We start from the raw sequence: 13543 nt of genomic DNA, 5'->3' as shown, positions 1-13543 counted from the left end.
GCCCAAAACTTTGAGTATGAGCAGATAAATGTTAATCAGCACCCCAATTGCAAGCGTAAAAATACCGATGTTGCCGAAAAAGTGCATTGGGCGTTGCAGGTATTTCTTAAAGAAAACCATCAGTACGAGGTCGCTCATTACGCGGGTTGTACGACTGAGGTTGTATTTTGAGCTTCCAAACTCGCGCGGACGATGGTTCACATCCACCTGCGTAATCTTTGTGGCACCTTCAAGCGTTACAAGCGCCGGAATATAGCGGTGAAGTTCGCCATAAATATGAATGCTTTTTATGGTATCGTTGGTAAAAATCTTTAGGGTACACCCCAAATCTTTCATATAAATTCCGGTAGCACGGCGAATGAGATAATTGGCAATTTTTGACGGTACTTTACGCAAAAACATGCCATCTTTTCGGTTGGCACGCACACCGGCCACCATGTCCCACTCCTCTTCTTCGATCATTCTCAGCATCATTGGTAAATCTGCCGGATCATTCTGTAAATCGCCATCAATTAAGGCTACAAATTCGCCTTCTGCCTGATCAATTCCAGCCTGCAGCGCCGAACTTTGCCCGTAATTCCGTTTTAACTCAACCAGTAAAAACCTGTCGTCGTTAATTTTCCGAATCTCCCGACGTGTATTATCGGTTGATCCGTCATCCACAAAAATCGCTTCGTAGTCAATTCCTTCGAGTGCGGCCTTTATTTGCTCCGATAATGGTTTAATGTTTGGTTCTTCGTTCCAAACACAAATTACGAGTGAAAGCTTTTTCATGATCTGTTTTAATCTGTTTGAAGCTGCATGAAATACAACCTTGATTTTGCGATCGTAAAGGTATAAATTCTGTTTTACGATAACCTACCCAATTCCATTAAGTTTCCAAATGAATGAAAAACGTATGGTTTTATACAACCAATCGTGTAATCCGTGCTGGTATTTTATTGAAATTGCTTTTTTATTGTATTCTTTGCGGAACTCCAAATTCAATTGCATAGGTCGGTCGCCATTATTTTTATAGCCAAGATACCCCGTCCACGATGGGGTAAAACGCCAGTTGTTTTTCTGAAAATCAGCACCTGCACCATAAAGTAGTGCATCGTTTTGCAGGTTCAGCTCATCGTTGGTTTGCCAGCTGTAAAAACCCAACATGGCATGCGGCCTAACGAGCAGTGTTTCCGACAGTCCGTAATCTTTCGAGAAACTAAAATCAAATGAATAAGCCGGCGTATCAGCATAACGGGCACCTTTAAAGTTGGTTCCGGAAGCGGTTTTTAATATGGCCCGAAACAAGGTATTCGGAAAAGCACGGTCTTTAAAAAGCTGAATAAGCGTTGAAAAATAAAAATCGCCGATTGCATAACCTTTTCCGTCTTTATCGCGCGAAAAACGTTCGTCACGTATTTCTTCGGTGTAAGCATAATGTTCAAACAACACGCCATACATTTCAACTGCAATTTTGTTTTGTACAAAAGGAATGTACGCCCGCCCCGAAATATCCTGGGTTGGATCGCCCGAAAGAAAGTGGCTCGAAACGGTCAGCTCCAACTCCATATGCCCTTCAATAAAACCTTTCTTAAGCTCCGGTACAGGCAGCGCATTTGGCCCCAGGTAAGCGGGCGAAATAATCAGCCAGCTTCGCCAGCCCGGATCACCGGTTTCCCAGCCGTGCGCATCATTCCACCACGACCAGTCTTCCTGAGCCGAAACAATTTGTAGTGTACTTGTGAATACAAGTAAAATAATAAGTAATCGTTTCATTGATTGTTTACACCTTTTTATCTTTTCCCGTGAAGAAGACCCTTTCTTCAGAAGTAGTTAAGATATACCAAATGTAAACGTTTTTTTTAATGCTGTCGATGTGCTCTATGAAAAAACATGGGGGAAGAAAAAAAAATAAGCCCCTCAGGGAAACTGAAGGGCTTAAAAATTAAAGTTTAAGTTTTTCTCTTATACTTTGGGGTATGCCGTCTTTGTGCACCATAATGCACATAGTTTTGTAATTCACGTAAGGTTTCGAGGCGTAGAAATAACCATCGTATTTATTGTAATCGCCCCACGAATTTTTCACTTTGTAAAAGGTACGTCCTTCCTGATCTTTTGCTGTTCCGATAATATGCATTCCATGGTCGTCGGTAGTTTCGTAATCATCAAAGGCTCTCTGGCGCATTTCCTGAGTAACTACCAATTCAGGTACCGGGTTGTCCAGTTTATACAGTTCTTTTTCTTTTTCTTTTTGTGGCAGAGCCTCCCATTTTGCAATTTCGGCATCATCCATGTTCTCGTCCGGAGCGGCCGGCAAAACAGCCACACCCTTATTACTGGTGGCAAATCCTTTTTCGCTGACATCGGCTGCCCATGCAATGGTTAATCCATTATTCAGCGAATAATCGATAATATTTTCCAGGTCTTCAAGTGGAACATTGTACACTTCATCCCACGACCAGTTATCAGGAACTTCCAGAATAAACTTATCGTAAAACGGGTGGTGTGTATACGAAGTAATCTCTACATAATCATCCATGTTCAATCCAACAAAATCGCTGGCAAAACTTTGTGGTGTATATTGTTTTCCTTCGTATTCAAATTTTTGTGGTAACTCGCCTAAATACGAGTTCAGGGTACCTTCAATAGCCTCGTGCCATACAGTGCTCAGTTTTCGGTTACCGTTTTTCACAACAGCGTCAACATGGTCTTTCAATACATTATCCATTTCGCCATGCACATGTTTTTCTTCGCCGTAGTTTAAACCATCGTAAACCGATTCCGGAACAATCCCATATTTCGCAATCATATTGGTAACATCGTGGAAAGCACCACCTGCCGAAAAATTCAGATTACCATGCACACGTACGTGCTTTTGGGCTTTTACTGAATAAGTATGCCATACAACAAACATTTCTGAAAGGTCAACCTCTGGTTTTCCCAGGCGCATCATTTCCGACTCCAGAAATGAAAGACCAGAAAACGACCAGCATGTACCCGAACGGTATTGGTCTTTTACAGGCGTGGCCGCTAATGAAATCTCGTCTTCAAAAACATAACCGGTTTCCTCCTCCTTTTTATCATTCTCCGCAAATACACTAAGTGTAAATACCGCAATTAATACGGTAAAAATAAAACGCAACTTCATCAATTAATTATTAAATTATTACCCCTCTTTTTTTTGAATTAGCGTCAAAATTAACAATTTATTCTTTTTAGAAAAGAGAATTTAAGGTAGACTTAATAAAAATTAGAGCTCGTTTTTCAGATTAAAAGTTATGTAATTTTTTATGTGACTAAAGTTACTGAACTTCGTGGTAACGAAAGCAGTCAATCAGGTGGTCATTCACCATGCCTGTAGCCTGCATGTGAGCATAAATAACAGTCGATCCGACAAACTTAAATCCACGCGATTTCAGGTCATTCGAAATCATGTCAGACAGTTCGGTTTTGGCGGGCAACTCAGCAAGCGTTTTAAAACTATTTATAATCGGCTTGTAATCCGTAAATTTCCAAATGTAACGATCAAAGGTGCCAAACTCTTTTTGCACTTCAAGAAAACGTTGCGCATTATTTACACAAGCCCTTATCTTTTGCTGGTTGCGAATAATTGATTTATCCTGAATAAGCTCCTGAATTTTATTTTCGGAATACTGAGCCACTTTTTGCGGGATAAAATGATCGAATGCCTTTCGAAAATTCTCGCGTTTGTTCAGCACGATTTGCCAGCTTAATCCGGCCTAAAAGCCCTCCAGCACAAAGAATTCAAACAATTTATCGTCATCATGAAGCGGCACTCCCCATTCTTCATCGTGATATTTAATCATCAACTCGTTTTTTGTTCCCCAATCGCAGCGTTTACACATAATTTTAGATTTTAGTGGCTATTCGTTAAAAAACCTAACAACATATTACTTCCAACTATGAAAATACTATTTTTGTTTGTTTAGAAAAAAGAATATGAGATTTCAGTAATGAGTAATGAGACAAGAGGTATTCGTGTAAAAATTTCAAATAATGATATTATTCTGCAAACAACAAAAACGGATCAAAATTTGATACTCTTAATACTCGGGACTAAATACACTGTACTAAAATCATGAAGAAACTTACCATACTTTTTGCACTCTTGTTGTCGATGAGTTTCCTGGCCGAAGCGCAATTGAATATCAACCATTTTATCAGGGTGGGAAGAACGCGCATTTCAATTGGCAACTACACTGGGGCAATCGAATATTTTAATATTGTAATTGAATTTAAGCCCTATTTGGCAGAAGCGTATTTGTACCGCGGAATGGCAAAACATTCGCTGGAAGATTACCGCGGCGCCATTGCCGATTACGATAAGGCAATTGAAATAAAACCTTATTACCCGCGCGCTTACAACAACCGCGGGATGGCCTATCACAACCTCAGGCTTTACAGTCGTGCTATTGAGGATTACGACCGGGCGCTGGAATTTGATCCGTCTGATGAATCGATATACAACAACCGCGGAATTGCAAAATTGGCACTGAAAAACCTTGAAGGAGCCATTGAAGATTATGACAAGGCGCTTGAGGTAAACCCAAAATCGACACATGCCCTGATGAACCGAAGTAACGCCAAAATTGTAAGCGGAGATATTAAAGGAGCCATCAGCGATTTAAACCAGGTAATTATCATCAGGCCACATTATGCTGCCGCTTACCTAAACCGCGGTTTGGCGCGTTTTGAGCTGGAAGATTATGCATCAGCATTGCGCGACTACGACCAAAGTATTCGCTTCGATGCAACAAATGCGCTTGCCTTTAATAACCGGGGTATTGTAAAGCACAAACTTGAGGATTACGAAAGTGCCATAATGGATTACGATATGGCCATACAGCTGAACCCGGAAATGGCCAGTGCCTATTTTAACCGTGCCATGGCCCGCGAAATATTAAACCGTCCCGGTTATGAACAGGACTACCAAATTGCAGCCCAGTTAAATCCGCAATTCGATTTTAGCCAACGACGAATTGATGCCGAACAACTGGCACAAAAGCAACAGCAGCAACAAAAACAACAGCAGAATTCATCATCGTCGCAAAACAATAGTCAGCAAAACTCGCAGGCAAATCAGCAGGCGCTGGCACAAAACAATCAGCAACAATCGGCGCAGCAAAACAAAGCTTCGGTTGCCGATCAGAAATCGGATGAGCAAAAACGCAAAGAAGAAATGGAAGCTGAAAGACGCCGACGCCGCATGCGTATGGATTTAGTGATTGAAGACACCCGCGATATTCCACAGGAAGTGGAAGAGGTTGACGATGGCCGCATTCAGAATAAAAATATTGTTATCGACCTGCAGCCCATGTTCTTTATCTCGGCTTTTGAGAAAAACGCTGTGGATTATGAGCGCTTCCAGTATTACAACGTGGTAATTGATGATTTAAATGCCGAGAACAATTACAATCCGTTGCTCTCCATTTCGAATAAACCGGTAACCACTTACCAGTCGGTTTTCGAGAATTTCATCTTGTTTTTTAATGAAAAAATCGAGGTGCAGGAAAATGCGCACAACTATTTAAACCGAGGTATTTTTTACAGTCTTACGGGCGATTACAACAGTGCATTTGCCGATTTGGATAAAGCGATAGCTTTGGATGAAAAAAACTCGTTGGCTTACTTTACGCGTGCCAACACACGCTATAAGCTAAAAGAACAGGTGGAGCTTTTGGCCGGAATGGGTTCAACCAATTCGCTGACATTAAACGAGGGAAAGATTAAGGATGACAGCAATGAAAAGCCATCGGTGGTTGAATATCAGGAAATTCTTGATGATTATGCGGTGACGCTGTTTCTTGATCCCGATTTCTTTTTTGGCTATTACAACCGTGCGTTTATAAAATTACGTTTGGGTGAATACCGCAGCGCTGTGGAAGATTTAAATCGTGCCATTGATTTGGAGCCGGAATTTGCAGAAGCTTATTTTAACCGCGGCCTTACAAAAATTTTCCTTGATGATATTGAAGGCGGTGCTTTGGATTTAAGTCGCGCCGGTGAACTTGGAATCGATGGGGCTTACAATATTATAAAACGATATTGCAACTAGGTATTAAAGGGAGGTTGGTCATTGGTCATTGGTCATTGGTCATTGGTCATTGGTCATTGGTCATTGGAAAACCAATGTAATAGTTATCCTTGCAAAAAAACATGCTTACATTTTTACAAAAAACACACGTCTTTTTTAAAAAAACACACTACGTTTTTACAAAAACGTAGTGTGTTTTTTGTATGCTTCCGAAAAGCCCTGTTATCAGGCCTTTTCGTACTTCAGTTTTTTCAGCTCGGCAGCGGTGTAAAAATGGTTCGGACAACCTTTATCGACTTTGTCTTCTACGCTCGTTTGCAACGAGTGATAGTTAGTGTTTTTTGCACGGTGCAATAACAAAAAAATAATTATCCGCTGAGCAGCGCCACCGCCAACCGGCAGGGATTGTAGCGGTAGCTTGCCGCAGCTTTTGCTTTGTGACAACCGGCTATTGGGAGCGACCAAAGGAAGCTCCCCTACAGCCTTTGCTGGAACATAGCAAAAGGTGTGGCAACTTTAGCGGAAAGCCCGGCTGCCGGCAAAATAATTTTGGTCATTGGTCATTGGTCATTGGTCATTGGTCACTGGTCATTGGTCACTGGTCATTGGTCACTGGACATTGGTCATTACAAAAATGATAAATTGTTGAATTGTTAAACTCATAAGCAGCAGTTCTGAATCTTGTAACCTGGATGCCAGACGCTCACTTCTTGAAACTTGTAACTCGTAGCTGTTCTCAACTTTCTACTTTTGCCTTTATACTTTTACCTTGTATTTTTTTACTTTTGCCTCGTCACATTTTGACTTTATACTTTTTACTTGAATTATGAATCAGCCATTAGCAGAACGCTTACGACCCAAAACTTTAGACGACTACATCGGGCAGGAACATCTTGTTGGGAAGGATGCTGTTTTGCGCAAACTGATCGATTCGGGTAAAATAACATCACTTATTTTGTGGGGGCCTCCGGGAGTGGGGAAAACCACTTTAGCCCGCATTATTGCCAATACACTTGACCGGCCGTTTTACACCCTCAGTGCCATAAACTCGGGCGTAAAAGATATTCGCGATGTGATTGACAAGGCCAAAAAACAGCAGTTTTTCAGTCGCCCAAATCCGATACTTTTTATCGACGAGATACACCGTTTTAGCAAATCGCAACAAGATTCACTGCTGGGTGCTGTTGAAGATGGTACCATTACATTGATTGGTGCAACAACGGAAAACCCTTCGTTCGAAGTGATCTCTCCTCTGCTTTCGCGCTGCCAGGTTTATATTCTGGAGCATTTGGATAAAGCTGCTTTGCTAAAGATCATTAAACAAGCTGCAAAAAAAGATACCTTACTTAAAGAGAAAAAGATAACACTGCGCGAAGATTCGGCGATATTGCGTTACTCGGGCGGTGATGCCCGGAAACTGCTAAATGTGCTGGAACTGGTTACACTTGGCGAAGACAGCGACAACATAGTTATTACCAATAAAAAGGTAACCGACAAGCTGCAGAAAAACCTTTCGATATACGATAAGAAAGGCGAAATGCACTACGATATCATTTCGGCATTTATAAAAAGTATTCGTGGTGGCGATCCGGATGCAGCGGTGTACTGGCTCGCACGCATGCTTGAAGGTGGCGAAGACATTAAATTTATTGCCCGCCGTTTGCTGATACTGGCCGCCGAAGATGTTGGTCTGGCCAATCCGAATGGTCTGCTGATGGCACAAAACACTTTCGATGCCGTGCATAAAATCGGGATGCCCGAAGCGCGTATTATTTTATCTGAATGTACGATTTACCTGGCTACCTCGCCCAAAAGTAATTCAGCCTACGAAGCCATCGATAATGCCATTGCACTGGTAAAACAAACGGGCGATCTTCCGGTGCCGTTACATATACGAAATGCACCTACCAAGTTGATGAAAGAAATTGGCTACGGCAAAGATTACAAATATGCACATGCCTACGATGGCAACTTTGTGGAGCAGGATTTTTTACCGAAAGAGATTAAAAACAACCGTATTTACCAGCCGCAAAACAACGCATCTGAACTGAAAATTCTGGAGCGATTGAAGAAGTGGTGGGGGAATCGGTTTTAGTCACTCGACATTTGTCATTAGGCACTCGTTTTATTCATATTCATACAATTGAATTCGCTGAATAGAATAATCTCCATGGCTTATTCGTACGTGTCTTCCCTGGTGAGTTTGATCTCCGTTAAGGTGTCGTAATACATTCCATTCACCGTTTTCGAAATAACCTTCCTCGCACTTTAAAATGCCAACTATTTTGTTTCTTTTCTTCCAGTTTTTAAACGTAACTACAACTCCTGATCCGGCAATATAAAACTCATTTGTATCGGTTTGAATAATTATAGCGCCTCCTGAATCCCAAACATCTTTTGTGGCTCCTGCTTCCCAGCCTAATGTGTAACTGTTTTTAAACGAAAATTCGTAATCTCCCAAAACCACTGTACTTAGTATTTTATCTTTATCGAGTAAAACACCTTCCAAGCTATTCCTACCAAAATTTTCAGTTATTAAAGGATTAAGTTGCTCGATTAATTTATAAGCATTCGCCAGTTCCGTATTTATGCCACTCTCGATTGAGAATGGGGAGAACCCGATCGCTTCGTAATGACCAATTGCAAATAGTGCTTTTGCACCTACAGTGTTATCGAAACGATGTTCGGGAATGAAGAGCGGATTATTTTGGCGAACATAAAGGTCATTCCATTTTTCAAAGTCAGGTGTGTAGAAATCAGGCGAAAGCATGTCAACAGAAGGTGCTCCGGCCTTCCAAATATCCATTAAATGAGGTAGTGGGCCGGCACTGGGATATTCTCCGGGAATTTTACCCGGCCTTATCAAGGCAGCATTCACATACATGGGCAATGGATAAATTTCTTTTCCTGCCCTGGTTATCTCTTCGGTAAATTTGGCAAAATTCCAGGCCATAAATAATTCATCAGTTGCATAGCCCTGACCAAAAACCTCTTCCCAGCTGCCTTGTGTTTTATAGCCGTTTTTTCTCCAGATACTCAAAAATTCAGGAACTAATATTTTCTTGTTACTCTGCAAATAGTCCAATAGTTCGGCGGGCACTTGTTCTTTAAACAGCTGGTTGGCCAATGGGTGATAATCCCTTGCCGATGGTAACATTCCAATTTCATTCTCAGGCTGCACCATAATTACTGTTTGCTGTTCACCATCAACTTTTTTAATGTGGCTCATTAATGCTTTAAAAGCATTTAAATCAGCCTGAAGATTGTTTTCACTAAATGGGGTTAATATTTCCTGGCTAACCCCTCTTTCATCAATAGCTCTTGGATATTTGGCTTGGTTTTGTTTTACCCAGGATGGCACATGGCTACTCATGCTGTTTTTCCACGAACCAAACCAAAGGAGAACTATTTTCATATCGTTTTTTCGGGTCTCTGCCAAAAGCTCATCCAATAATTCAAAATCGAATTGCCCCTCCCGGGGTTCAATCAATTCCCAATAAACAGGTGCGAGAATTGTATTTAGGTTCATCGCTTTTAACTTTTCCCAGTGTGGTTTCATATATTCTACTGAAGTAAAAGATGAATTTCCTAATTCTCCTCCTAAAACAATAAATGGTTTTCCTTCAACAACTATATGTGTTTTATCTCCCGACTTTTCCAGGTATGGAATTTTGTGCTGTGTGTATCCGAACTGAATTTGCAGGAGTAGAACATACAGGATAATTGCAATTTTTGTTGTATTCATTCTGTATAACTAGAATTACAAGGATGGCAATACTAAACCGGGTGCAATTTGCAAAACAATTCCTTTCATGTAACACCAACCTTTTTAATTAAAAATAATATATAGCTCAAATGTAACATTTTCATCGCTATACCTAATAATGTTTGAGACTCCGGGTTATGCCCCTCAACGAAGATTTCACAAAAGGTTCAGAAAGGTAGGTTTGAGCGGAGAACAATTACTTAACTGCATAAACAATGAGCCATTTAATTTCTTCGGATAAAGCGCTTTCCAAAATAATTTGCCGAAGCAATTCCAGCTCTTCCCCCAATCGTTTACTTTGCACTGAAGTGTTCCATCGTATTTACAGCGCATACAACCGTCGATCAGGTATATATCCACCTTCGGATTTAATGCTGTTTTCATTTTTGTACTACTATTGCTTTTTATATTACAAGAGTGCAATTGAAAGTGTTCAATGGTTTGTTCGCATAATGCTCACCGTTTGTGTATAATTCTGTTGCAATTGAAAATCGGTACGATTTTCCGATTTAAAACCATAGTTTGCCAGAAGTAGAAAATCTTGAGACCGATAACAAGTAATGAATTATAGCTGCAATGGGAAACGGTGCAAAACGATTTCATTTCATAACATAAACGAATACCATCACTCAGTTTCTCCAAAAGCCTTAGCCAAACCACTTGGTCCGGTTGGTGCCATATCCTTGAAAATCCATCTTAATCCCCGGGTATATCCCTCTGCCGCTACCCCTGTGTGGCGTTCTCCTTCAATAACGAAATTTAGCAATGAGAGATCCTGGTATTGATGACTCTCAATTTGCTTTTGTAAACGAATAATGGGATCGCGAAAAGCCGGATATTCATCTCCCCCCGCCGAGAGAAAAAGCCTGACAGGCAACTCATTGGTTAATTTAGAATAGGCACTATCTGTTAGGAATAAATAGTTCTGGCCCCACATCGCCGCGGGACTTATTGCAATATACCGTTTAAAAAGTTCCGGATTACAATACATGGCATAAAGCGAAAAAAGTCCTCCTGCAGATTGTCCACCCAATGCCCGAATGGATTTGTCTGCTCTGTAATTTGATTCAATAGTTGGAATAACCGATTTTTCAAGAAATTGAAGAAATCCGGGCCCATCGCCAGTATTCTGATTAAACTCATACCATTTTGTTGGCGTCAGATCAAGCATCCTTAAACTGTCATAATTTACATTTTCGCCCGGATAAGATAAGCCAACCATAATCATTTCAGGAATTACATTATCATACCGTAAGTTTCCGTAGATTGAATAAAGCAAGGGCATGTGCCAGTAACCATCTAAAAAATAAAACACGGGATATTTTTTATTTTTTGAATTATTGTAACTGTCCGGAAGAAAAATAATCAGTTCATGATCTCTGCCGGTTAATTCATTTTTTAATTGCACAGTCTCCGTGTTTTTTAGTACGAAATTTTGCGACCGTGCCTTAAATGCGGGTTGCAGCAATAAGCCAACCAGAACGGTTAACAGAAAATGCTTAGGGCAAGAGTTTTTTGTTACACATTTCATATTTCGAGATTAAATTACTGATACTTATGCTATAACAAAAACGGTTTCAAATGGTTTCAACAGTGTATTTATACAAAGCAGGCCATTGCGGGCTTGTTAGTTAAACAATGAGATTCCGAAAATTACATTTAAGCTACTGTATTCCGAGTTCCAGACAACGTAATTACTCATCGTATCGCGATTGGTGTTATATCTTATTTCAATGCTATACCGATCCTGGTATTTATAACCTGCTCCAAAAGCGAAATTGCCTCTCGATTTCAACTCAAGGGTAGAGGCTATTGAGCCATCATTTCTGGTGTTTTTCAACGATGAATTAAATGCAAAATCAAAAACATAAACAATGTTCGCAAATAGTTTTGATTGATCATTCAGGTAAAAATAGTGTCGCACTCCTACCGGCAATTCAATTGATTTGTAATCAACTTTTGATATAAGAACTCCTCCCGAAAGGCTTGATTCGCTGGTTTGTTCAGCTTTATAATAACGATAAGTTGGTTCGGCTATAATGCCCCATTTGTTTTTATTCGACGATAAAAGAAATTCAGCTTCAGCTCCCAGCCTGAAACTAAGCGAATTACCAAAATCAGTATTTTTTAAACTTGATTCCGAATTTTCCATCGATAGCTTACCCATAGTTACACCGGGCCTTAACGAAAGATTAAAAAAATCCTTTAGTTGTTTTGTTTCATAAAAGCTGATATAATCGGAATTTGTACAACTATTGAACTTTGTAAATACTCGTTTCAAATCGTTTTCTACATATTTGATAGCCGTAAAATCACGTTCTTCCATCGTTTTGCATTTCATGTCGGCATAAAGCTGTTGCCTGAAAGTATAATTATGCGCATACCCATCATCTACCAAATACTGCTTATATATTAATTGATTTATATCAGAATCTTTCATCTTATAAAAGAACCTGGTAATATTGGTACCATTATAAAGAAACAAAGAAGCCTCTCCATCAATAAGCACCTTAAGAAACAAAAGTTCCTGCTTAAACTCCGGATTTTTGTTCGTGCTCAATTCGTTGATGCTGTTACCCGAATAATCAATCTTTACATCGGCCCTTACATATCGGGTTAAATCACCAATGCCAAATTCTTTTACCGATTGAATGTCTGCCTCTTCAACAGGCCCATCCGGAGTTAGTTTATAATCAAAACCGGTTGGATTGTAATACCAATCAACGTTTTTTATCAAACATTCTGTTCTTTGATTTGATTCATCAATAAAATACCCCTTTTCAAAATCTATTTGACTATAGGATTCAATAGTTACGAACGTTAATAGTGTAAGTATTAATGTTTTTAGTTTCATCACGTAATAATAATTGGTTAAAAATTTTGTTTGAAGTTAAACCACGCCAAGGCCTGGCTTCTCTTATTTCTATTGTCTATTCATGTTTGGAAAATCGGGAACATCAAAGTGTTTTGCCTTTGAATTGAGATAAAACCGTAAGGAATCGTTTCCTTCTACTAACCAAATCATGGCCTCGGTATTAATTTTCTCAATATAAATATTAGTCGAATCAAACTCGTTATGAATTAGCAAGTTGAAGCTATTTAGTTGCCAATCGCCTTTAACAAGGTTTTCGGCACTTTCAACTTTGGTTCTATACTGATAGGTATTATCGGAAGCAAAATTCCAAATTTTCGCGTTGTCATCTTCGGTTTGATTAATGGCTCCTGTTTTTAGGTCGATCACCTTTACAATTTCCCAGTCATAATACGTAAGCAATTTTTCCGCCTTATTCCCGCACGAGTAAAAAATGCCGGATAGAACTACTAACAGTAATAATTTTTTCATTTGCTTTCAGTGCGTTTTATGTCGTTTTTTCAAACTTGTAGTAATGCTTGTGCACGATGCGAAACGGGCAATACAATATTCTCCTTTTTGTTGAGCCGACATCTATTCCGTTTTGTTCTTTTGTAAAATCTTATTGGCCACTTTAAAGCCAATACCCACAAAAATGATGATAATACCAAATGTTAAATATTCCCATTCGCCTCTGAAATTCATTGACGGCATGTTACGGTGACGACTATCAATCTGGGATAGTAAAAACTGAAAAATATTAGCGATTACAAACCCAAATCCAGAGATGTAGAATAATTTGTTCAGGATGATGAGCAAATCGGAAATTTCCTCCTTTTTCTTTGTTGCTTCTTTATTAATGAATTTGTCGCGCAGGAAATTCAATATC

Annotated in this window: 11 protein-coding genes and 1 pseudogene; 2 read left to right on the top strand and 10 right to left on the bottom strand. The window is 39.8% G+C overall.

Translation table 11 applies throughout. The features are described 5' to 3' along the window. The 4 genes and pseudogenes from ABZB17_RS12975 to ABZB17_RS12960 all read right to left on the bottom strand — a co-directional run. Positions 1–774, bottom strand: a 774-nt coding sequence (locus ABZB17_RS12975; protein ID WP_372650774.1) for a glycosyltransferase family 2 protein, incomplete at its 3' end; no start/stop codon positions are given. 84 nt (positions 775–858) lie between these two features. Beyond that, positions 859–1758 carry a hypothetical protein gene (locus ABZB17_RS12970; protein WP_372650773.1) on the bottom strand — a complete coding sequence of 300 codons (900 nt, stop codon included), beginning with the start codon at positions 1756–1758 and terminating at the stop codon, positions 859–861. A gap of 169 nt (positions 1759–1927) precedes the next feature. Further along, positions 1928–3130: an aminopeptidase C gene (locus ABZB17_RS12965; RefSeq protein ID WP_372650772.1), complete on the bottom strand. Its 1203-nt coding sequence runs from the start codon at positions 3128–3130 to the stop codon at positions 1928–1930. 154 nt (positions 3131–3284) lie between these two features. After that, positions 3285–3848, bottom strand: a pseudogene (locus tag ABZB17_RS12960) (DNA-3-methyladenine glycosylase I). Between the two features lie 233 nt (positions 3849–4081). Between ABZB17_RS12960 and ABZB17_RS12955 the strand changes: the two are divergent. Beyond that, a complete protein-coding gene (locus ABZB17_RS12955) occupies positions 4082–6058 on the top strand; it encodes a tetratricopeptide repeat protein (protein WP_372650771.1) in 1977 nt (658 codons plus the stop codon). 805 nt (positions 6059–6863) lie between these two features. Then, positions 6864–8132, top strand: coding sequence for a replication-associated recombination protein A (locus ABZB17_RS12950; protein ID WP_372650770.1), 1269 nt, complete (start codon positions 6864–6866; stop codon positions 8130–8132). Between the two features lie 30 nt (positions 8133–8162). On the opposite strand, the gene ABZB17_RS12945 is transcribed toward ABZB17_RS12950, so the two are convergent. The 6 genes from ABZB17_RS12945 to ABZB17_RS12920 all read right to left on the bottom strand — a co-directional run. Next, positions 8163–9782 carry a DUF5597 domain-containing protein gene (locus ABZB17_RS12945; RefSeq protein ID WP_372650769.1) on the bottom strand — a complete coding sequence of 540 codons (1620 nt, stop codon included), beginning with the start codon at positions 9780–9782 and terminating at the stop codon, positions 8163–8165. 177 nt (positions 9783–9959) lie between these two features. After that, complete coding sequence (locus ABZB17_RS12940) at positions 9960–10187, bottom strand: hypothetical protein (protein ID WP_372650768.1); 228 nt, start codon at positions 10185–10187, stop codon at positions 9960–9962. A 241-nt stretch (positions 10188–10428) separates the two neighbouring features. Beyond that, on the bottom strand, positions 10429–11211 hold the full coding sequence (locus tag ABZB17_RS12935) for an alpha/beta hydrolase (protein WP_372650767.1): 783 nt from the start codon (positions 11209–11211) through the stop codon (positions 10429–10431). Positions 11212–11430: 219 nt separating this feature from the next. Beyond that, positions 11431–12540: an outer membrane beta-barrel protein gene (locus ABZB17_RS12930; protein WP_372650766.1), complete on the bottom strand. Its 1110-nt coding sequence runs from the start codon at positions 12538–12540 to the stop codon at positions 11431–11433. A gap of 186 nt (positions 12541–12726) precedes the next feature. After that, positions 12727–13146 carry a hypothetical protein gene (locus ABZB17_RS12925; protein WP_372650765.1) on the bottom strand — a complete coding sequence of 140 codons (420 nt, stop codon included), beginning with the start codon at positions 13144–13146 and terminating at the stop codon, positions 12727–12729. Between the two features lie 102 nt (positions 13147–13248). Next, positions 13249–13543 (bottom strand): hypothetical protein (locus tag ABZB17_RS12920; RefSeq protein ID WP_372650764.1); only part of this gene is annotated, 295 nt, incomplete at its 5' end.

Origin of the sequence: Draconibacterium sp. (assembly GCF_041583095.1) — a bacterium.
Lineage (GTDB): Bacteria > Bacteroidota > Bacteroidia > Bacteroidales > Prolixibacteraceae > Draconibacterium.
The sequence above is the reverse complement of the archived record's forward strand: the minus strand, read 5'-3'. Positions and strand labels throughout refer to the sequence as shown.